Origin of the sequence: Flavobacterium nackdongense, assembly GCF_004355225.1 — a bacterium.
In the GTDB taxonomy this organism is placed as follows: domain Bacteria; phylum Bacteroidota; class Bacteroidia; order Flavobacteriales; family Flavobacteriaceae; genus Flavobacterium; species Flavobacterium nackdongense.
Genome location: NZ_CP037933.1, coordinates 405,078 through 427,191, shown reverse-complemented (window position 1 = coordinate 427,191; position 22,114 = coordinate 405,078). Strand labels below are relative to the sequence as shown.

Annotated in this window: 23 protein-coding genes; 1 reads left to right on the top strand and 22 read right to left on the bottom strand. The window is 35.5% G+C overall.

The window, feature by feature from the left end:
• Window positions 1-47: 47 nt before the first annotated feature.
• The 10 genes from E1750_RS01670 to fabG form a co-directional block, all read right to left on the bottom strand.
• Complete coding sequence (locus E1750_RS01670) at window positions 48-1,427, bottom strand: sensor histidine kinase (RefSeq protein ID WP_133275089.1); 1,380 nt, start codon at window positions 1,425-1,427, stop codon at window positions 48-50.
• Window positions 1,428-1,436: 9 nt separating this feature from the next.
• Entirely contained in the window at window positions 1,437-2,099 is a 663-nt protein-coding gene (locus tag E1750_RS01665) for a response regulator transcription factor (RefSeq protein WP_133275088.1), read from the bottom strand.
• A gap of 2 nt (window positions 2,100-2,101) precedes the next feature.
• Complete coding sequence (locus E1750_RS01660; protein WP_133275087.1) at window positions 2,102-3,553, bottom strand: DUF3570 domain-containing protein; 1,452 nt, start codon at window positions 3,551-3,553, stop codon at window positions 2,102-2,104.
• A gap of 47 nt (window positions 3,554-3,600) precedes the next feature.
• Window positions 3,601-3,813, bottom strand: a complete 213-nt coding sequence (locus E1750_RS01655; protein WP_133275086.1) for a DUF4266 domain-containing protein — start codon at window positions 3,811-3,813, stop codon at window positions 3,601-3,603.
• A 1-nt stretch (window position 3,814) separates the two neighbouring features.
• Complete coding sequence (locus E1750_RS01650; RefSeq protein WP_133275085.1) at window positions 3,815-4,798, bottom strand: FAD:protein FMN transferase; 984 nt, start codon at window positions 4,796-4,798, stop codon at window positions 3,815-3,817.
• Window positions 4,795-5,235, bottom strand: coding sequence for a thioredoxin family protein (locus E1750_RS01645; RefSeq protein ID WP_133275084.1), 441 nt, complete (start codon window positions 5,233-5,235; stop codon window positions 4,795-4,797). Before E1750_RS01645 ends, E1750_RS01650 begins: the two co-directional genes overlap by 4 nt.
• A gap of 197 nt (window positions 5,236-5,432) precedes the next feature.
• Window positions 5,433-6,179, bottom strand: coding sequence for a M15 family metallopeptidase (locus tag E1750_RS01640; RefSeq protein ID WP_133275083.1), 747 nt, complete (start codon window positions 6,177-6,179; stop codon window positions 5,433-5,435).
• Window positions 6,180-7,013, bottom strand: a complete 834-nt coding sequence (locus E1750_RS01635; protein ID WP_133275082.1) for a DUF4846 domain-containing protein — start codon at window positions 7,011-7,013, stop codon at window positions 6,180-6,182.
• 56 nt (window positions 7,014-7,069) lie between these two features.
• Complete coding sequence (locus tag E1750_RS01630; protein WP_133275081.1) at window positions 7,070-9,097, bottom strand: hypothetical protein; 2,028 nt, start codon at window positions 9,095-9,097, stop codon at window positions 7,070-7,072.
• Window positions 9,098-9,174: 77 nt separating this feature from the next.
• The gene (gene fabG / locus E1750_RS01625) at window positions 9,175-9,921 is read right to left on the bottom strand and encodes a 3-oxoacyl-[acyl-carrier-protein] reductase (protein WP_133275080.1); all 747 of its coding nucleotides are present in this window, start codon (window positions 9,919-9,921) and stop codon (window positions 9,175-9,177) included.
• 375 nt (window positions 9,922-10,296) lie between these two features.
• Here fabG and E1750_RS01620 point away from each other — a divergent pair, with 375 nt between their 5' ends.
• Window positions 10,297-11,484, top strand: a complete 1,188-nt coding sequence (locus E1750_RS01620) for a cytochrome-c peroxidase (protein ID WP_133275079.1) — start codon at window positions 10,297-10,299, stop codon at window positions 11,482-11,484.
• A 57-nt stretch (window positions 11,485-11,541) separates the two neighbouring features.
• Here the strand turns inward: E1750_RS01620 and E1750_RS01615 are convergent, their stop codons facing one another.
• The 12 genes from E1750_RS01615 to E1750_RS01560 form a co-directional block, all read right to left on the bottom strand.
• The gene (locus tag E1750_RS01615) at window positions 11,542-11,970 is read right to left on the bottom strand and encodes a hypothetical protein (protein ID WP_133275078.1); all 429 of its coding nucleotides are present in this window, start codon (window positions 11,968-11,970) and stop codon (window positions 11,542-11,544) included.
• A gap of 123 nt (window positions 11,971-12,093) precedes the next feature.
• Complete coding sequence (gene sucD / locus E1750_RS01610; RefSeq protein ID WP_133275077.1) at window positions 12,094-12,966, bottom strand: succinate--CoA ligase subunit alpha; 873 nt, start codon at window positions 12,964-12,966, stop codon at window positions 12,094-12,096.
• A 72-nt stretch (window positions 12,967-13,038) separates the two neighbouring features.
• Window positions 13,039-13,479, bottom strand: coding sequence for a nuclear transport factor 2 family protein (locus tag E1750_RS01605; protein WP_227873938.1), 441 nt, complete (start codon window positions 13,477-13,479; stop codon window positions 13,039-13,041).
• Between the two features lies 1 nt (window position 13,480).
• The gene (locus E1750_RS01600; protein ID WP_133275076.1) at window positions 13,481-14,416 is read right to left on the bottom strand and encodes a UDP-3-O-(3-hydroxymyristoyl)glucosamine N-acyltransferase; all 936 of its coding nucleotides are present in this window, start codon (window positions 14,414-14,416) and stop codon (window positions 13,481-13,483) included.
• An 89-nt stretch (window positions 14,417-14,505) separates the two neighbouring features.
• Window positions 14,506-15,072 (bottom strand): elongation factor P, encoded by a 567-nt coding sequence (gene efp / locus E1750_RS01595; RefSeq protein ID WP_133275075.1) that lies wholly within the window; start codon window positions 15,070-15,072, stop codon window positions 14,506-14,508.
• A gap of 87 nt (window positions 15,073-15,159) precedes the next feature.
• Window positions 15,160-15,945: an acyl-ACP--UDP-N-acetylglucosamine O-acyltransferase gene (lpxA, locus tag E1750_RS01590; RefSeq protein ID WP_133275074.1), complete on the bottom strand. Its 786-nt coding sequence runs from the start codon at window positions 15,943-15,945 to the stop codon at window positions 15,160-15,162.
• 86 nt (window positions 15,946-16,031) lie between these two features.
• Entirely contained in the window at window positions 16,032-17,420 is a 1,389-nt protein-coding gene (locus E1750_RS01585) for a bifunctional UDP-3-O-[3-hydroxymyristoyl] N-acetylglucosamine deacetylase/3-hydroxyacyl-ACP dehydratase (protein WP_133275073.1), read from the bottom strand.
• Window positions 17,413-18,459 (bottom strand): UDP-3-O-(3-hydroxymyristoyl)glucosamine N-acyltransferase, encoded by a 1,047-nt coding sequence (lpxD, locus tag E1750_RS01580; protein ID WP_133275072.1) that lies wholly within the window; start codon window positions 18,457-18,459, stop codon window positions 17,413-17,415. The genes E1750_RS01585 and lpxD overlap by 8 nt, the downstream gene beginning before the upstream one ends.
• Before the next feature lie 130 nt (window positions 18,460-18,589).
• On the bottom strand, window positions 18,590-19,819 hold the full coding sequence (locus E1750_RS01575; RefSeq protein WP_133275071.1) for an HD domain-containing protein: 1,230 nt from the start codon (window positions 19,817-19,819) through the stop codon (window positions 18,590-18,592).
• Window positions 19,820-20,104: 285 nt separating this feature from the next.
• Window positions 20,105-20,542 (bottom strand): VOC family protein, encoded by a 438-nt coding sequence (locus tag E1750_RS01570; protein ID WP_133275070.1) that lies wholly within the window; start codon window positions 20,540-20,542, stop codon window positions 20,105-20,107.
• 253 nt (window positions 20,543-20,795) lie between these two features.
• On the bottom strand, window positions 20,796-21,188 hold the full coding sequence (locus E1750_RS01565) for an RDD family protein (protein WP_133275069.1): 393 nt from the start codon (window positions 21,186-21,188) through the stop codon (window positions 20,796-20,798).
• A 9-nt stretch (window positions 21,189-21,197) separates the two neighbouring features.
• Window positions 21,198-22,061, bottom strand: coding sequence for a hypothetical protein (locus E1750_RS01560; RefSeq protein WP_133275068.1), 864 nt, complete (start codon window positions 22,059-22,061; stop codon window positions 21,198-21,200).
• Window positions 22,062-22,114 lie beyond the last annotated feature (53 nt).

The window sequence follows — 22,114 nt, the reverse complement described above, 5'->3', positions numbered from 1 at the left end:
TTACTTCCCAGATAAACGGTGTATTATTTAATCTACAAATATCAAAATTAATAAAAATGTAAAACCACTGTTGTTCCTTTATTGATTTCGCTTCGAATTTCGAATTGGATATGGAGTAATTCTGCCAATCGTTTTACAATTGAAAGTCCTAATCCAAAACCTTTAATTTCAGGATGAAGTGTTGGATTGGAGCGATAAAATGGATTCAGAATTTTGTCCAAATCTTCTTTTGGAATTCCAATGCCGTTATCGGTGATGGTGCAAACGGTGGCGGTATTATTTTTCGAAAGGGAAATGGAAATCGTGCCATTTTCATTCGAATATTTGATGGCGTTGCTAATAAAATTGCTAATGATTATGGAAACCAAATAATTATCAGACTCTACATAAAAATCCTTTGAAAAAGATTGATTGATGCTGATTTTTTTGGCATTCATTTTCAAGGAATAGCGCGTCAGAATATCCAAAATCAAGGCATTTAAATACACTTTTTCGGTTTTTAAACTTTGAATTTGATTTTCGAATCGAGCCAGCAGCAGTAGCTGATCTACCAAATTATTCATTCGATTCACTTCGGCAATGCCGTATTTTATTTTTTCTTCGTAGTCGGCTTGCGTTCTGGGTTTTCTTATCAAGACTTCTAAAGTTCCTTTCAAAACAGTCAATGGTGTCCTCAATTCGTGCGAAGCATCTGAGGTGAATTGTTTTTCTCTTTGCACCGCTTTTTCAATTCGTTCCAACAATTCGTTGATGGTTTTTGAAAGTACATAAAGTTCGTCTTTGTTTTTTGGCAAAATAATGCGTTCTTTCAGATTGTCTTTGGTAATTCTGCTTGAAGTCTCTGTAATCAGTGTAACCGGAATTAAACTTCTTCCGGCAATAAATCGAGCAATCAAGAAAAGAACGAGTAAAATCAGTGGAAAAGCAATTAAGAGCGTTTCTTCAAGATTCTTCAAAATCATTGTCGAATCATCGAGGGACATTGCGATAAACAAATGACCGATCACTTTTTTCCTATCCAAAAGCGGTACCTGAATTTGTCGGATTGGCTTTTTATTCAAGTAGGTGTCTATGAATTTATTGTTCAAAGTCTCCGGGTACATTTTGAGTTGTAGCCCTTTTAAATTAGGAGATTTATCAATCAATTGGTTGTTTATATCAAAAAATTGGACGAAAACCGGATTCACATTGACGGTGTTGTGCTCACGGGCCCGCCATTGATCCACTTGAATCAGGTAGGTATTGTTGTAATCAATTTCAATCTCTTTTAAATGCTTTTCTACTTCATCTTTTATATCCTCATTAATATGCTCATTTACACTGTGATCAATGATTTGATAAATGACGAAAAAAACCGCCGAAATCAATAAACCAGTGCTGATAATATAGTAGAAAGCAATTCTGTTTTTGAATGAAAATGAAAACATAGAATTCGTTTAATTATTAGCAATGTACCCTACTCCACGAATGGTTTTTATCAAATCTTCGTCTTTGTTGAGATTCATTTTTTTGCGAATGGCATTCATAAAAACATCAATTACGCCCGTGTCGTAGTCGAAATGAATATCCCAGACGTCTTGAATAATTTGGGTTCGAGTGCAGACTTTGCCCTTGTTTCGAACCAAATAACACAACAATTCAAATTCTCGCTGGGTGAGGCTAACTTCGATACCTTTATTAGAAACCAGATGTTTGGCGGGATAAATTTCAATGGAACCTAGTTTCAGGATTTCGGGCTGGGTCTGGTTTCTGAAATGAATTTTTATACGTTCCAGCAATTCATCGAAGCTAAATGGCTTTTTGATGTAATCATTGGCACCAGCTTTCAGACCTTCAATAGTTTCTTGAATGGTATCTTTGGCTGTCAAAAAAATAATAGGAGTCGTTGTGTCCGTTTTTCGCAGGGATTTACAAACCTCTAGTCCAGTCATTTTTGGCAAAATCCAATCCAAAAGAATAAGATTTGGTTTTTGGCTTAAAGCCATTTCAAGACCCGTTTTTCCGTCATTGGCAACTAAAATGGTATAGCCTTCTTCTTCCAAGCCTTGTTGGAGGAAATTGGCAATTCCTATTTCGTCTTCAACTATTAGAATTTTCATAATTATTGCATAATAAACTTGAATCCAATGGTAGCAATATTCGCCGTTAGATTATCACTCCGCTGGTAATGATTGAATCTAAAATCAACGTTCTTCAAACCAAATTTCCATATTTCGGCTCCGGTAAATATATCGGTATAATTGACCCCAAAACCGAATTGATTGGCATCAAAAGTACTTAAATCGGCGTCGGAAGTATAATATTTTTCAGTTGATAAATGCGTTTCATAAGAGGCATAATATTTCGATTGAGTTTGGGTGTAATAACGATACATCGGGAAAACTGTAAAACGATCGGATACTTTTATTGGTAATTCGATATTGGCAGTATGCGATTGAATGTCCCAATTATCAGAATAATAACGGTAATAAGTTCTCAAAACAAATCGTTCGTTGAAATAATAATTCAATCTAGCACCGATGGGCAATTTAAATCGGCTATCGGGCAATCTTTCGATGTCGTCAGCTAATTTATAGACTCCAACATTGGTTTCACTTTCATAATCAGGAATGTATTGGGCTTGGCCAATGTAATAATTGGCTTTGTCGGCAAAATAAATTCGGTGATACGGGGTAGACAATAATCCTTGTTGCTGTAAAACATCAAAAAACAATGAAACTTGTAATTTTTTTGAAAGCACTTGAGAAAATCCAAACGAAGCGGAATATGAATTTCTATTGACAGAACTTATAGTTTCAAAAGCCAAGGGAATATAATTTGTGGTAGCTTGTCCGTTTTGATCTAAAACCGTGACTCCACTAAAATAACCTTGGTTCAAAAAATCATTTCCATATTTAGAATATTCGTGCAATTCTGTTGGGTAAATTGGTCTCCATTGATCTAAATAAACGTTGGCTTTAAGACTCAATTCTGTGTTTTTATCATTAAATAGTTTAGCAATTCCACCTCCAAAACCAAAGGAGGTATAATCATATTCATTTGAGAAGGAAACATCTGCATTCCAAATAAAATTTCGGGAATCACTACTGTGCGCATAATTTACAGTTACTGCAGTCAGTTCATCGTTTTTTGATGCACCTGACGATGCCTGCCAAGGTGTCCCATAAGGTGCGCTCGCTGACGCTGTGCCAAAATATCCTACTCTATCGTCGTCGTCCTCTCCTCCACCACCTGAAGCACCAGTAGCATTAAAGGGATTGATATTACTTGACGAAGCCGATGAATAGGCTGAGATGCCCATATCTACAGTTAGAACCGCATCATCATTCAAAGGCATTGCCACGACAATATTCGAGGCAAGATCTGTTAATTTTTCAGAACCAATTCCTCCTGAAACTGCTGATTTAGATCCGTCTTGGTTGTAATAACTTAACAGAAAATCCACTTCGGTACTTTCTAATACTCTCTTCTTAAATTGAATGCTATCAGTGGCCTCTTGGGAAAACACCGTAAAACCAATTAGTAAAAAAAGAAGTGCAATTATTGATTTCATCAATGAGGGCATGTTTATAATTTTTAAAATATTTAGAATTCCGATAGTTAGTTGCAACCGCAGCCTCCGCCTGATTTTCCACCATTGGCACCTGCCGCCGCTTCACGGTACACCTGAAAAGTAGTTTCGTAGCGTTCCGATGTTCTAGCGGTAAGCTTCATATCGGGGTCGTTGATTGCCACTTTTTCATATTCTTTTACTGCGTTGCAGGATTGAAAAATCAAACCAAGCAGCAATCCGAAAATTATTTTCTGTATCATATTATTCAAATTTTTTGATGTCTATTCCCTTCGAAGTATGAATTTTACCCTTATCATCCACGATAATACATTCAATCCCTTTCATCTGATTGACTAAATCAAGTCCTACTTCCACACCCAAAACAAAAATTCCGGTCGCTAAAGCATCGGCAATTTCGGTTTGCTTAGCAAAAACAGAAACGCTGACCACACCTTGTGCTGGATAACCTGTTCGGGGATCGATGATGTGCGAATATCTAATACCGTTGAAAATCACGAATTTTTCATAACTACCAGAGGTTTCTACCGCACTGTTTTCGAGCGGAAATGTGGCAAAAACTTTATTCTTGTTCATCGGGTTGACAATCGCCACCGTCCAAGGTTTACCGCCACTTTGTTTTCCCCAAGTATTGATGTCGCCCGAAACATTTACAATTCCAGAAGTACAACCCTTTGATATAAGCAATTCTTTGACTTTGTCAGCAATATAACCTTGACCTATTCCGCCAAGTCCCAACTTCATTCCTTGCATTTTGAGATAAATGGTCTGTTCTTTTGGATCTAGAATAATGTTTTTGTATCCAATTTTGGAAACCGATTTTTTGATGGCTTCCTCAGTTGGCATAACCTTCATACTGCCATCAAACTTCCAAATTTTATCCATCGATGCATACGAAATATCAAAAGCTCCAGAGGTGATTTGCGATACTTTAATGGCGCGACCTACCAAATCGTACACTTCTTGGTTCACCTTAATAGGTTGGATTCCCGCATTTTTATTGACCTGCGATATTTGCGTAGTCGGAATCCAATCTGAAATTAAGTTTTCAATTCGTTTTACTTCGGCGACAGCCAAATCTGCAAAATAATTTCCTTGAACAGTATCTTTACAAATAACTGTAATTTCGAAGGGACTGCCCAACATAGATAATTTTTTTTTGTAGGTGATTTGTCCATAAGAGACAAATGCCATACTTAAAAAAAACAGGCTTACTATCTTTTTCATTTTTTTTCCAATGAATGAATGAGTTGAATATAATCTGTTGCCGAAATATTCTTGAAACCAGTCATCCCAATAGTTTTTCCGGTTTTATCTAAAAGAATTACCAACGGAAAACTCCCATTTCGGTTGTATTTTTCGGCTAGATTTTTATTGCTTTCCGTGAGTTCAGCAGACAATTGATTTGCTTTTTTCTTAGGAAAATCAGCTTTATAAATCACCCAGCATTTTTCTGATTCCGATTTAAATGCTTCCGATTTCCAAACCACATTATCCAATTTGATACACGGGGCGCACCAATCTGAACCTGAAAAAACAAGAAGAATGTTTTTATTTTGTTTCAAAGCTTCTTGCTTGGCGTCATCAAAATTAGTTTTCCAATTTTGAGAATAACTCCAGGAGCTGATAGTAATAACTAGTAGAATGATTATTCGTTTTTTCATTTTATATTACACTTGAGATATGCCATTTCACAATAAGGTGCTGTCCATTTCAAAACGTAAAAATATTGTATATAGTGCTCCAAAAAATGAACAACCCGATAAATTAAGTTAAACTTAAGTTTGATAAACTGCAAAAAAAATCACAACATCCCATTATATTTTCTCAAAAACCACTTTTTTAGTTGATTTATTGGAATTCAATTAAGCAATTCTGGACGATATTCAAAATGCATAGTATCGTAATGTTTCCAATTGCCGCCCCAAATAAAACCGTATTTTTCAAAAATTTGGACTAACTTCAAGGGAATTTGATTTCTGTATATAAGTTGAGTGTTTTCGTCAGTGCATTTGCAATCCCATTGCCAATAGTTTGATTTTTTGGAATTAATATCTAAAGTTATCCCAAAACTATGTGTACTCAATCGATTGGTTCCTGAAATTTTTCTCCAGTTAAAAGTCCCACCTATATTTTGTATGTATTCTACAAATTCCGGATGCTGGTCTAATTCAGCCGAAAGTTTTTTAAAAATCTCATTAACGCCATTAACTGTTGTTATTTTAATTTTTTGATTTACTAATTTTGGACACCAAATAATTTCAACCAATTTTGAAGCTACATCGGATTTAGAATTGCCATAAACTTTCTTAAAAAAAGCTTCGTTGCGAATTCTTCCGGAATCAACTGTTGGAATGGAATTCCAATTTGCTTTTTTGTATACAAACCTAAATTGATCCTCGATATCTGGATTTTCAATTAATTCCTGATTGTTTTTCTTCTTAAAATCATCATAAATCAAAGTTGAATTGTCGCTAAAAATAATTTTATTTTCCTTATATCCAATAATTTGCTTCGGAAAAACCTGCAACAACTTTTGTACATTCTGCGGAATTTCTTGCGAGAATACAATTTGAAATATTAAAAGGAAAAAGCAGAATCGTTTCATTTAAAAACGTTTTAATTGTGACGAATTGAAAGTCCATTCTGGGGTTTTTAGAGTTGTTCCTAAGTCGACACTATACCAAGGAGACAAACTACTATTATTTGGATTTTTCAATATTTGAAGTTCCTGTGCTGGCATATAACTTTGTGCCAAAAGCATAACTTTTTGGTTATTTTTGGTATTAACAGCCACATCTACCACTATAACTGCGTGCCCTGGAAATCCTCCTTTTATGAAAACATCCCCAATATTCACATCGGTAACTTTAATTGCTTTCAGCTCCTTTTCTAAGGAAGCCGTTCCTGCATACATAAATACAGTCTCCAAATATTTCCAATAAGTTTCGTAACTATTGGACGGTTTTGCCGTTTTAACCCAACTCGCTTTATTTCCTTTAACTGCAATGCGGTAACCTGCTGCCCATTTGCTATAATCAACTCGAAAACCATTTGTGAAATTAAAATGGATTTTGTCATATTGCTTTTGACCGTAAAAATAATCCGCTCGCAAACGCATTACAGCATCTGCGCATTGATGTAAATCCTGTTTTCCTATAGGCAAATTAACGACTGCTTCGTACACATTTTGATTGTATTTTCCTGTCCCGTTATAATACAAAACATTGGAACCAACTGGTTTTAAAGGAAGATTTCTCAAAAAATAACCAAAGGAAGACTTAGATTCTACTTCTCTCACAAATCCCGAAGGAGTTTGAAAACGTTGCTGAATGGTATTTCCCGAAAGATTGCTTTTGACAATATTATTCGTCTTTGAAAATGAAAAAACATAAAAAATAACAGTCGAAATTGCAACAATAGATAGGAATTTAACTTTCATAATTTAGTAATATTAGTTTATTTCTACATTGAAAAAGACTTGAACAGATAATTTAATCACAACATCCCATTATATTTCCTCAAAAACCATTCTGAGGCAAGAGAAATCGCCATTAAAACCAATAACCAAACCCAATCAATTAAAGGGGTTTTGGTAATAACTTCTTTTTGAATGGCTTTGTAATCTTCGTTTTCCAAAAGGGTTTTGAATAAAATATCAACTTGGTTTGGGTAAAATAATTTTCCTTTGGTTTGTGTAGCCAATTGATTCAATTTTTCCACATCAGGATTGACAAATTGCTTTTCGATGTCGAAATCTAGAATTTCAAAATGTCCCGAATGACTTATTCGTGAATTCAATTCTTTGACAATAAAATTATATGTTCCTGCCGAAAGGCCATCTAAATTGACTTTGAAAGCGCTATTACCTTTTAATAAATCGTAGTTTTTAGATTGCTTTGTTTTAGCATTGGTCACCGAAATGGTCAAACGAGCTTTTTCGTCAAATTCATAGTTTTTATTGAAATAAGAAGCTGTAATTTCTATGGTTTCTCCTGAATTATAAAAACTTTCGTGGTTCACAATCAAAGACTTTTTGGAATCGTTGGATGCCAAAAACTGAATGATTTTGTCCACAAAAACATCAAATTTCTCGAAAGATTGATGATCAACGTGGGTTTGCATTCGCCATTTCCAACTATTTTCACCCAACAAAAAAGCCGATCGTTTTCCTTGATTTTCAGCAAAAGATAATAAAGGTGAATTGGTTTCGATATTTCTGATTTTGGATGAAAGCAATGTTGAAACGCTTCCCTTTGTAGTTATTGTTCCAAAAGGATTTTGCAAGGGCGGGAAATTTTCGAAGCCCAAATTATCAATCGAAAATAAATTGAATTGCGAATTAAATCCAGCCAAATAATCTTCTTTTTGACCACTCATTTTGAAAATCAAATTGCTCTGTTGTTGGTTCAAAAAATTAAAATCAGTATTGTTTCCTGTGACAATAAAAGAATTAATTCCAGCTAATTTATTTTTATCAAAAACTAATTTGAATTCGTTCGTTGGCTGATACAAAATTAAAATATTATAATCCTGTAATGAATTGATTGCACTGGGTTTAAATATAGTTACTTTTCGCTGCGCATTAGATTCTATTGCCCGCTTCAAAGCGCCAATATCCGGATGATTTATCGTAGAAACAATTGCAATGTTAGTTTTTTGGTCAATGATTTCTACTGCAAAATTCTTAGTGTTGTTATAGCTGTTTTTCTCTATTTGATTGGAAGAAATTGTTGCTTTAAATACTTGCAAACCCACTTTATCAGCCGGAAGTAAAACATTTACTAGTACAGATTTTTTAGATGGCGAAAAAGAAACCGTTTGCTTGCTTAAAATTGAATTTCCTTGCGAAATTCGAAAATCAGCATTCACACTTTTGTTTCCGGAGTAACTTAAAAACACTTCCACTGGAAATTTATTCTTATGAAAAGCGTATTTATTGACATTCAACTGATTTACTTTTAAATCTAAAAATTTGGTTGTATCACCCACAACGACAGGATATACTTTGTTATTGGCATCAAACGAATAGACATAATCATTGCCCGAAGTTTGGTTTCCATCTGTAATCAAAACTATTGGAAAACTAATGTTTTTATAAATGTTTTTCAGGCTTTTGGCCGCATCGTCAACATTCGTTTGAGTTCCCTTGAAATCAAATGTCTCGGATTGTTGAAATTCATTGTCAAACTGATAGGATTGCAGCTCAAATTTATCTTGTAAATCCTTATTTTGCACCAACTTTTTATACAATTGCAAAGCTGTTTCTTTGGATTTTAAATCGACAATCGAACTCGAATTATCTACCACGATTGGCAGTGGAGTTTTGATGGTTTCCAATGTTTTCCGACTCATTATAGGATTTATCAACAACAATAAAATCCCGAAAATGGATAAAAAACGCAAAAAAGCCAAAACCAAGTTCAGTTTTGACTTGGTTTTGGCTTTATATAAATATTGAAAAAAAGACAATCCTCCCGCTATTAGTAATGAAAGCAATAATAATAGAATCGTGTTTGTTGCCATTTTTTATTTGTTTATAGTTTTTGGTTTATAGTTTATGGTTCTAAACTATAAACCACAAACCACAAACGACAAACTTCTTATGTAAGCATTCCTCCACACACATTCAATACTTGTCCAGTGATGTAGGCGCTCATATCCGAAGCCAAGAAAAGGCAAGCATTGGCAACATCTTCGGTAGTTCCGCCACGTTTCAACGGAATTCCTTCTCTCCAACCTTTTACAACTTCTTCGCTTAATTTGGCTGTCATTTCAGTTTCAATAAATCCTGGAGCAATCGCATTGCAACGAATGTTTCTTGATCCTAATTCCAATGCTACCGATTTTGTAAATCCGATTGCTCCTGCTTTGGAAGCTGCATAGTTCGTTTGTCCTGCATTTCCAGAAACCCCAACCACAGAACTAATATTGATGATAGAGCCAGCACGTTGTTTCAAAAATGTTTTCTGAATGGCTTTGGTCATATTGAAAACTGATTTCAAGTTGACATTGATTACTTGATCAAAATCCGCTTCAGACATACGCATCAACAAATTATCTTTAGTAATTCCAGCATTGTTGATAAGAATATCTACTGTACCAAAATCAGCTAAAACGGCATCTACAAACGTTTGTGCTTCATTAAAGTCGGCAGCGTTAGATTGATATCCTTTGGCTTTGATGCCTAAAGCATTCAATTCAGTTTCCAAAGCCTGAGCAGATTCTACCGATGAACTATAGGTAAACGCAACGTTTGCGCCGTGTTTAGCAAAAACTTCTGCAATTCCTTTTCCAATTCCGCGACTTGCGCCAGTGATTATGGCTACTTTTCCTTCGAGTAATTTCATTTTCTATTAATTTTTTTAGGAGCTAATCCTGCTATCCGTTGCAATCTTTTATGTTTTTAAAGGAAAAACATAAAAGGATTTTCACTGCACACGAGCGAAGCGAACTGGCGAAGCAATCAGGGCTAATTTATATCTGTCAAATATAAGAATATTTGTGAGTTTGAAAAAAATTAAAAATTCAATTAAACCAAATATAAAAAAATCAGTCCAAAAGACTCCAACTGCATTTCTTTGACAAACCAAAATAGCAATTTTAAATAAACCTTCATTGATTGTATTTCCATATAGGATTTTTAAAACTGACACTACACGTATAATTACAAATAATTAAAAAAAAACAAGTTCTTCTAATCCAATCAAATTTCAAAATTTCACATGAAAAAAATCGCATCTTTTTTACTAGTAAATTTTACTTTGTTATTATCGTCTTGCAGCGGTGGTAATGATTCAAACGATTATACAGTAGTTGATCTTTATCCAAATGTTACCTCAAAATTTTCGGGGAAAATAGATTTGAATAATCTGGCAAATTATGCCAATCAAACTATTCCTGCTTATATTACAAAAGACAATACTGTTGGAAATCCAATTACTGATAAAGGCGCAACTCTAGGCAGAGTATTATTTTATGATACTAATTTATCGTCAAACAATACCATTTCTTGCTCGTCGTGTCATATTCAAGCTAATGCTTTTGGAGATGTTGCAATTGCTAGTATTGGCGTCAATGGAACAACAACAAGACATTCGATGCGTTTGGCAAATTCAAGATTCTCCAATGAAGCAAAATTCTTTTGGGATGAAAGAGCGGCAACTCTGGAAGTTCAAACTACACAACCTATTCAAAATCATTTAGAAATGGGATTTAGCGGCACAAGCGGCGATGGCTCTATTTCAATATTAATCGCAAAACTTCAAAAGATTGAATATTACAAGGAATTATTTAAATTTACTTTCGGTTCCGAAACAATCACCGAGAACAAAATCCAATTGGCTTTGTCTCAATTTGTAAGAAGCATTCAATCATTCGATTCAAAATATGATACGGGAAGAGCCTTGGCTGCCAATGATAACCAACCCTTCACTAATTTTACGGCTCAAGAAAACCAGGGAAAAAATCTATTTCTAACTCCTCCCGTTTTTGATGCTGCAGGTTCTAGGACAGGCGGAGGCGTCGGTTGCGCTGTTTGTCACGCTGCTCCAGAATTTGATATTGATCCAAATACAAGAAATAACGGGATTATTGGTGTTCTTAATGGTACAGGCATAGATATTACAAATACTAAAGCACCATCATTAAGGAATTTAGTTAAACAAGATGGCACTACTAATGGGCCAATGATGCACACAGGAAATCTTGAAACGCTTCAAACTGTAATAGGTCATTATGGCACTATTAATCTTGCGCCAGGAAACACAAATCTTGATCCGCGATTAAGACCAAATGGTTTTGGACAAAAATTAAATCTTACAGCTACAGAAGTAAATGCACTAATTGCATTTTTAAAAACACTATCAGGAACAAATTTATATGTTGATTCCAAATGGTCGAGCCCATTTTAATTCGCAAAAAAACTCTACAATTCGTAGAGCTTTCAATATTTTTTTGGAAAAAATGTTCTAAAACGCCACATTCCATCTTGGCAATCTTGCATTTTCATCCAAGTAATTTTGCAAAATTTGACCTTCTAGGAATGTTGGAATCACTTTATTCTTGTCGTTGAAAGTTTCATACCAATACACTTCTAATCTAGCGATATTTTCCAATTTCATTTGTGCTGGCCACGAATATTTTCTGCCAGTTTTGGCAAATTGGTGACCGTTTACGATTTTGTCGAACAATCCACCATTTTTACTTTTTAAAGTTCCATCATTTTGGATGGTTCCTGTTGAGCCTAGCATTATCAGTTCTTTTTCTTCTCCATCGACTGCATAAACCAAGAAAATGCCGCTTCCGTTTTCTGGCGCATTGCAAACTTCTTCTAAACTATCATCGATAGAAAAACTGAATTGATTTTTGACTTTGATTTTTTTTAATTCTTTATACATTTTATTTTCTTTTTTGCCACCAAGGCGCTAAGGCGCAAAGTGTTTTTTTTATTAACTTTTTTATAGAAAAAAGTCTCAACACAATATTGAGACTTTTGAAATTTGTTATTTGTTTTTTGGAATTTACCCCAATACTTCTTTTACTTTTTTTCCAATTTCTGCTGGAGAATCTACCACGTGTATTCCACATTCTCTCATAATGCGTTTTTTGGCTTCGGCAGTATCATCGGCACCACCAACAATAGCGCCAGCATGTCCCATTGTTCTTCCTTTTGGAGCAGTTTCTCCAGCGATGAAGCCAATAACTGGTTTGCGGTTTCCGTTTGCTTTAATCCATTGTGCAGCATCTGCTTCTAGCTGACCTCCAATCTCCCCGATCATCACGATACATTCGGTTTCTGGATCATTCATAAATAATTCGATGGCTTCTTTTGTTGTAGTTCCAATAATTGGGTCTCCTCCAATTCCAATAGCGGTAGTGATTCCTAATCCTTGTTTCACCACTTGATCCGCAGCTTCATAGGTCAAAGTTCCTGATTTAGAAACGATACCCACTGTTCCTTTTTTGAAGACAAAACCTGGCATAATACCTACTTTCGCTTCACCTGGAGTGATAACGCCAGGGCAGTTTGGACCAACAAGGGTGCAATTTCTACTTTTGATATAGTTGTTTGCTTTAATCATATCTGCAACCGGAATTCCTTCTGTGATGGCAATAATCACTTTGATTCCAGCATCGGCCGCTTCCATAATGGCATCAGCTGCAAAAGCTGGCGGTACAAAAATAATTGTTGTGTCGGCATCTGCTTGTTCAACCGCATCTTTTACTGTATTGAAAACAGGGCGATCCAAATGGGTTGAACCTCCTTTTCCTGGTGTAACTCCTCCTACAACATTGGTTCCATACTCAATCATTTGTGTAGCGTGGAAAGTTCCTTCGCTTCCTGTAAATCCTTGAACAATTATCTTTGAATCTTTATTAACTAAAACGCTCATGATCTCTTTTTTTTTGGTTTTTTTTATAGTGTTGCAAAAATAGGTTTTTGCGATTAATATTTTGAAAAATAATTAAGAAAAATGACTCATCTGATAGCCTCTGAATAATTTTCCATCTTTGACCTCCCAAATAACGAAAAAATTCCCCATCAGCATTTCTTCTCTTGGATTTTCGATGGTTTTTACAAAATGGGAATAGCGTAAGGAAACCAGATTTTTTTCTTGAATAACGTGACTAATTCTTATTTTAGATCGAACATACGATTTTGATAATTCATCAGTTAACGATAAAATATCATCGTGATTCATTTGAATAAATCCGCTATTGGTATTCCAATCGATGGTAACTTCGGGATGCAAAAATTCGCTGACGGTCTTTCTATCTAATAAAACATCAGATTTATAGAAATCGAGAACAATATCTTTTGGTTTCATACTTTTTTTAACTTTTTTTGAATTAGTTTCCATTTGCAAATCGTCATTGGATTGATACTCCATTCCGATTGAGCTCATTTCATAATTCTTTTATTTGATTGAGTATTTCAGGTATTTTTTTAATATTAGCCAGTTGTTTCAATTTTTCTCGAGATTCTTCAATCGGTGTGCCAAAATAACTCTTTCCACCTTCAACGGATTTTGTAACGCCAGTTTGCCCCATAATTACCGCTTTCTTCCCTATTGTAATACCACTTGCAGTACCGACTTGTCCCCAAATCGTAACTTCATCTTCGATAATAACACAGCCTGCAATGCCAGTTTGTGATGCGATTAGGCATTTTTTCCCAATAACGGTGTCGTGGCCGACATGCACTTGATTGTCAATTTTTGTTCCTTCACCTATAGTTGTATCACCCGTAACCCCTTTGTCTATGGTGCAGAGCGCACCAATACCCACATTGTCTTTTATGACTACTCGACCTCCTGATATCAATTGATCGAAACCATCGGGGCGTTTTTTGTAATAAAAAGCGTCGGCACCAAGAATGGTTCCAGCGTGAATAATGACATTGTCGCCAATTATAGTATGATCATAAATAGTAACATTGGGATGAATCAAACAATTTTTCCCAATCTCAACTTGATTTCCAATAAAACAATTCGGCTGAATAATTGTTCCAGCACCAATCGTAGCAGAAGCCGAAATGGCTACAGCAGCAAATTGAAAAGGCTTAAAATGCTTGGTTAATGTATTAAAATCTCGAAAAGGATCATCTGAAATTAATAATGCTTTACCTTCTGGGCAATCCACTTTCTTGTTAATCAAAATGGTTGTCGCAGCAGAATTCAACGCTTTATCGTAATATTTGGGATGGTCCACAAATACAATATCACCCGATTCTACCACGTGAATTTCGTTCATTCCAGAAATAAGGAAATTTTCATCACCAACAAATTCGCTGTTGATGATGGTTGCAATTTCCTTTAATGTGTGCGTGGTATTGAATTTCATAGCTCCCTATCCCCCAAAGGGGGAATTTTATACTAAAATATAATAAATTTAATTATGCCAACTGTTCCCCTTTCGGGGGTTAGGGGGCTTTATTCCTTAACTCTCTCCATGTAATTCCCAGAAGTAGTATCAATTTTAATTTTGTCTCCTTCATTAATAAACAAGGGAACATTGACAGTCGCACCGGTTTCAACGGTAGCCGATTTTGTAGCGTTGGTAGCTGTATTTCCTTTGATTCCAGGCTCAGCATAGGTTACTTCTAAAATTACAGAAGCAGGCATATCAACTGAAAGAGGCAAATCGGTTTCGGTATTGATGGCGATCATTACATTTTCACCTTCTTTTAATAAATCTGGAGAATCCAACACATTTTTGTTCAAAGAAATTTGTTCAAACGATTCTACATTCATAAAGTGAAACAAATCGCCTTCTGGATATAAATATTGAAATTTATGATTCTCAACACGTACTTCTTCAATTTTGTGTCCAGCCGAAAAGGTGTTGTCTAATACTTTACCATTGGATAAACTCTTTAGTTTTGTTCTCACAAAAGCAGGTCCTTTCCCTGGTTTAACGTGAAGAAATTCGATGATTTTATAGATGTCATTGTTGTATTTGATACACAAGCCGTTTCTAATATCTGATGTTGATGCCATTTTATATGTTTATTGTTTATTATTTATTGTTTATTGTTTGTTGCAAACTCGTCAATAATCTGAAATCTGCAATCTAAAATTTGTTTTCTAGTAATTCCCCGAATAGCCTTTCATTACACCTCTTGATGAATTTCGGATAAAATCGATGATTTCATCTCTTTCAGGAGTTGCCTCCATTTCAGCTTCAATAATTCCTAAGGCTTGAGTGGTATTATAATTTTTTTGATATAATATTCTATAAATTTCTTGAATTTCTTTTATTTTTTCGGATGTAAATCCACGTCTCCTAAGTCCAACTGAATTGATTCCAACATAAGATAAAGGTTCTTTGGCCGCTTTGGTATAAGGAGGAACATCTTTTCTAAGCAAAGAACCACCGGAAATCATCGCGTGATCGCCTACGCTAATAAATTGATGCACCGCAGAAAGTCCGCCAATAATGGCATATTTACCTATAGTTACGTGACCTCCCAAAAGAACCCCATTTACTATAATTGCATTATCGCCGATATGACAATCGTGAGCAATATGGGCTGCTGCCATAATCAAACAATTGTTACCAACTACCGTTTGACCGGAAGCTATCGTACCTCGATTGACAGTAACACATTCTCGAATCGTACAATTATCCCCAATAATCGCCAAGGAATCTTCACCGCCAAATTTCAAATCTTGCGGAATAGCAGCGATCACTGCTCCTGGAAAAATATTACAATTTTTTCCTATTCTCGCGCCTTCCATAATGGTTACATTGGAACCTATCCAAGTTCCGTCACCAATAACGACATTATTATGAATGGTGGTAAAAGGTTCTATTACAACATTTTTTGCGATTTTAGCGCCCGGATGAACATAAGCTAAGGGTTGATTCATAAATTTTATGTTTATGGTTTATGGTTTTTAATTTGTAGTTTGTGGTTTTAACTATAAACCCTAAACTACAAACTATAAACATTTTTCTACTGTTTTTTTGAAATTTGCGCCATCAATTCCGCCTCGGCAACTAATCTTCCATTGGCGTAAGCATTGGCTTGCATGTGACAAATTCCTCTTCGTATAGGAGTAATCAGTTCACATTTGAAAGTTAATGTATCTCCAGGCAAGACTTTTTGTTTGAATTTTACATTGTCTATTTTCATAAAATAGGTCAAATAATTTTCAGGATCTGGCACAGTACTTAATACCAAAATCCCCCCTGTTTGGGCCATAGCTTCTACGATAATTACACCAGGCATAACGGGAGCTCCAGGAAAATGGCCTACGAAGAAACTTTCGTTCATAGTAACATTTTTTAAGCCTACGATATGACTGTCCGACATTTCCAGAATTCTATCGATAAATAAAAATGGAGGTCTATGAGGCAAAACAGACATAATTTTATGTATGTCCATCAAAGGTTCTTGATTCAAATCGTACACAGGAACATAATTTCGCTGTTCGATTTTAATAATTTTGGCCAATTTTTTTGCAAACTGAGTATTAACAAAATGACCTGGTTTATTGGCAATTACCTTCCCCTGAATTCGAGTACCAATCAAGGATAAATCACCAATAACATCTAGTAATTTGTGTCTTGCCGCCTCGTTGGGATAATGCAAAGTCAAATTGTCTAAAATTCCATTCGGTTTTACGGTCAATTCGTCTTTTCCGAAAGCCACTTTGAGGTTGTTCATTGTTTTTTCCGAAATTTCTTTATCGACATAAACAATGGCATTATTCAAATCTCCTCCCTTTATTAATCCTTCTTCCAACAAGAATTCTAGTTCATGAAGAAAACTAAAAGTTCTCGACTCGGCTATTTCAGTTTTAAACTCTGAGATAGATTTCATCGTAGCATTTTGAGTTCCCAAAACTTTGGTACCAAAATCGACCATCGTGGTTACTGAGTAGGAATCGCTTGGCATCACAATGATTTCGCTTCCAGAATCCTCGTCCATAAATGAAATAATCTCCTTTACTACGTAAATATTGCGTTTCGCATCTTGTTCTTGGATACCCGCTTTTTCAATGGCCTCTACAAAATATTTTGAAGAACCATCCATTATCGGCAGTTCAGAAGCGTCTAATTCTATAATAATGTTATCGATGTCACAACCAACAATGGCCGCCAAAACGTGCTCGGGAGTTTGTATTTTTACTCCTAATTTTTCTAAATTAGTACCTCTTTGTGTGTTTACAACATAATTGGCATCGGCTTCAATTATAGGTTGACCCTCTAAATCCTTACGAACGAAAGTTATACCGTTGTTGGCAGGACCAGGTTTGAAAGTCATGGTGACTTCTTTTCCTGTGTGTAGCCCAACTCCGGTTAGTGAAATTTCAGTTACGATAGTCTTTTGTTTAACCATTGTTTGCGTGTTTTTTGTTTTCTATTTCTTTTTTTAATTCTTCTATTTCGGTAACAATCTTGGGCAAATTTTTGAAATGCACATAGGATTTACTAAAATCACTGTATGCAAAGGTTGGACTTCCCTGTAAAACCTCGTCGTCTTTTATATTTCGAGCCACACCAGATTGGGCTTGAATTTTAACGTTATTGCCAATTGTCAAATGCCCAACAATGCCCACTTGACCACCAATCATACAATTTTTACCAATTTTGGTCGAACCGGCAATACCAGTTTGAGCAGCAATTACAGTGTTCTCACCGATTTCCACATTATGACCGATTTGAATTTGATTGTCCAATTTCACCCCATTCCGGATAATCGTTGATCCCATCGTAGCGCGGTCTATGGTCGTATTGGCTCCAATTTCAACGCCATCTTCTATAATGACATTCCCAATTTGTGGAATCTTCGAATACGTGCCATCCGCATTGGGAGCAAAACCAAAACCATCAGCACCAATGACTACTCCGGAATACATCACAGAATTATCACCAATAACCGTTTCGGAATGAATTTTTGCGCCTGCAAAAATAGTAACATTATTCCCAATTTTTACCTTCTCGCCAATAAAACAATTGGGATAAATTTTGACATTATCGCCAATCTGGGTGTTTTCGCCGATATAACTAAAACAGCCAAGATACAAATTGGCTCCATATTGCACAGAATCGGGAAGAAATACTGGCTGTTCGATGCCACTTTTACTTGCCTTTGTTGCTTGATCGTAAAATTCCAATAATTTAGTAAAAGACATATAAGCATCCTCAACTTTGATGAGAGTAGTTTGCAATTCAGCTTCAGGAATAAAGGAATTGTTCACAATTGTGATGGTCGCCTGAGTTGAATAGATATAAGGTAAATATTTTGGATTTGCCAAAAAACTGATGGAACCTTCTGAACCTTCTTCAATTTTAGACAATTTATACACTTCGGCTTTTGGATTACCGATGACTTCACCGCCTAAGACACCGGCTATTTGCTCTGCTGTAAATTTCATCTTATCAAATTATAATTTATATAGGAATAAGATAAAACGCTCTTTTCAATGTCCTAATTAAATTCTAAAAAATGTTTTATTTTATTTTATCCCGACAAAAATATAAAAAATAGATTTTAAATATCGGTTTTTAAACAAGTTGTTTTGGAAAACATAGATAATATTTGGTCACATATTTAGATAACGACTTCAAATTCAATTGGTCCGAAGCTTCTACCACATCTTCAATGCTTCTATCTTTTTTCAAAATCCGAATGGGTTCTGCCTCTTTGCTATAGGCTTGATTCTTGATTTTGCCTTTAAATATAAAATAATTGGCTTCGGCCAAAGTAATATTATTTTCTGCTGCAAACCGTTCTTTTAAATGATGTAAATCTTCGGCAGGGACTTTTTCTTCGCTTAATTTAATTTTCAATAAATCTCTGTTGATAATCATTTTGCTCAAGGACGACAGTATAAAATCGCCTTGTTTTTGCCAAGATTTTAAAGCACTAATAATATCAAAATCATCTAACTGTGAGAACAAATCCAAGGTTTCGCTGTCGAAGGTTTCCATTGTAATTTTGTGTTGCATAAAAAAGAGCAAGGGTTCACTACAAGGCAAAACCACCCCTTTTTCGGTCAATTCCTTGGCGCGTTTTAGGACTTTCGTCAAAATCAATTCGGCTACTAAACTGGTTTTGTGCAAATAGGCTTGCCAATACATTAAGCGTCTCGACATCAGGAATTTTTCTACGGAATAGATGCCTTTTTCTTCGATTACCAAAACATCATCGACTACATTCATCATTTGAATTAAGCGTTCAGAATTGACATTTCCTTCGGCTACGCCGGAATAAAAACTGTCGCGTTTCAGGTAATCCATTCGATCCATATCGAGCTGACTCGAAATGAGTTGCAACATAAATTTGCGATGATAATCGCCCTTAAAAACTTTGATGGCAAGACTCAACTGGCCTTCAAATTCCAGATTCAATTGCTGCATAAACAACAACGAAATGGCTTCGTGATGCACATCTTCGACAATACTGCTTTCCATTGCGTGCGAAAAAGGCCCGTGACCAATATCGTGCAACAAAATGGCGATATAGAGCGCATTTTCTTCCTCTTTAGAAATAGAAACCCCTTTGAAACGTAAGGTTTCGACCGCTTTTTGCATAATGTGCATACAGCCCAAAGCGTGATGAAAACGGGTGTGATTGGCGCCAGGATACACCAAATACGACAATCCCATTTGCGAAATGCGTCGCAATCGCTGGAAATAGGGATGCTGAATTAAATCGTAAATTAAGGCGTTGGGGATGGTAATAAACCCATAAATGGGGTCATTGAATATTTTTAGCTTGTTGATTTCGCTCACTGTACATTGGTTTGAAGTAACAAATATAGGGAAATCTAAAAGGGTATGAAAATTTTAGTTTTTCAATTTTTACTATCTGTATCTATAAAATTAGTTTGGCTAAACTTATCCAATCCGCAGAGTGATTATAATTGTATTTGGTAACACTTTCCAAGGAGCAGCAATTGACTAAAAAAAGGTCTGAAAATGGGATGATTGACACTAGCAGTTTTCATACTTAACTCATACTCTATATAGGGCTTTGAGTGGGCTTTGATAGGGCTTTGATAGGGCTTTGGTATGGAGTTATATTTGCCCTTTATATTTTGGATCAAAATCGACCATCCATTCGATACCAAATTGATCTCTAAACATCCCGAAATAGGAACCCCAAGGACTATCTTCCATAGGCATTTCGATATCACCACCTTGCGAAAGTCCGTTGAATAATTGGTCTGCCTCTTCGCGGCTTTCGGCACTAATGGCTATTTTTGATCTGTTTTCGTTTTCGTTTACTTTTCCCATAATTTCCGGAACATCATTTCCCATCAAAATGTTTTTCCCAATAGGCAATGCGATGTGCATTATTTTATGTTCTTCAGCTGTAGAAATTGGAAATTCGGGGCTAGCTAAGTCTTTGAAGCGCATCACTTTTGCAAATTCTCCGCCAAAAACTGATTTGTAAAATGTAAAAGCTTCTTCGGCATTTCCGTTGAAGTTAATGTGAGGATTGATTAGTGCCATAATTTTTATTTTTTTAATCTATTACTTTCAATGTACTCTTTTATCAAAGATAGAAAACAAAGTTAATAATCCAAAACCAGTACTATCGTAAATCTCCGATACTACTGAATTATGCTCCGCAAAGTCTCCGACTTTGTGGTAGTGATTTTCGGTTTTCAACCGATTTTAATTTAAAGTCAGTCAGAGACTGATCAACGCATCCTCAAAGTCGGAGACTTTGCGGAGCTAGAGAACGAAGTTATTTTTTTAATGATTAATCATCCACTTTTATCATTATGCTTCCGCAAATCATGTCGTGCAGGGTTCGGCTTTTAGGACTCATAAAAATAGCCAAGAAAGAAATCCAGCCCAAAACAACCTTGAAAAAATAACGGATTATCGATTGAACTATATTGATATGTTGAGTTGCATCTAAATTTTTTCGCACTCTAATTTTCATTTTCATATTGCCAAAAGTTCCTCCAAAAGCCAAACAAATCGGCTCATATAGTAGCAATGAAACAAACAAAAACATTCTTACCCAATTGGGTACGTTGTCGAACATTTCAAGAATATCCGTAAAAAGCAGCATGCAGGCAATGAGAATAATGGTATCGATTAGTGTCGATTTTATTCTGTCTAAAATTGAAGGATAACTTTCTTCCATAAATTCAGTTTATTTGGGTTCTTGCGCTTTATTTTTTTCTTGGTCTTTTTGTATTTCTTTAATGGTCTCCATTGGAATTACGCTCAATTCGTTGGTTTCACAATTCCAGATATTCAGGTATTTTTTGGAGACAACGTTGTGGGTTTTCCATTTGGCAAATCGTTCATACAGCATCAAGGTGCAAATATCGGTTGCGGTGATGAAGTCGCCTGTTTCTGGCAAATGACTGTGCATTGCTTCTTCTGATACAAAAGGTTTTCCTTCTTTATCTTTTCCGCCGTAGTTGATTGGGATTAGATTTTTATGCAGTTGCTTTTTTTGCATCAGCTTATTGTTTTTGTCAAAGGTTAACAAATAGTCGTTCCCAAACAGTACTACTCCATTTTGCTTAGGTCCCGTCAAGACATAGACTTTCTTATTCTTTCCATCAATCAAAGGAATCAGGTTCAAGTTAGAGTTTTCATATTGTTTGAACAAAGCTGTATCCGAGATAATTTCGGCCAATGCCAACTTTCTAATTTGGTAGATGTCGTTTTCATAGTTGCTAAATGCTCTTTCTTCCAAATCTATCTTTGCTGTTTTGAGATTGTAAGTATTGTCAAACGAAATGGTTCCAATCACTTTTGGATTGTCAGATTTTGAAAAGAAAATACATTTGGGAGTATCGTTTTCCGTGTAAGAAAAATATCCTCCAATATTCTGCCTGTTTTTATAATTTTCTAAAAACAAGTCGGTTCCGTACCAAGAAGCCATTTCGGATTTGTACAATAGTTTTCCTTCGGCCACAATAGGCTGCGCCTCTCTAGTTGGATTATTTTGTGCTAAAACGCTTAATGCGAAAAGCGTGAAAATGATGATTAGTGTTTTGTTCATTTGGGGGTGGATTTATTTATGGATTCGCTTTGGAGATGAATTGCATTTATAGG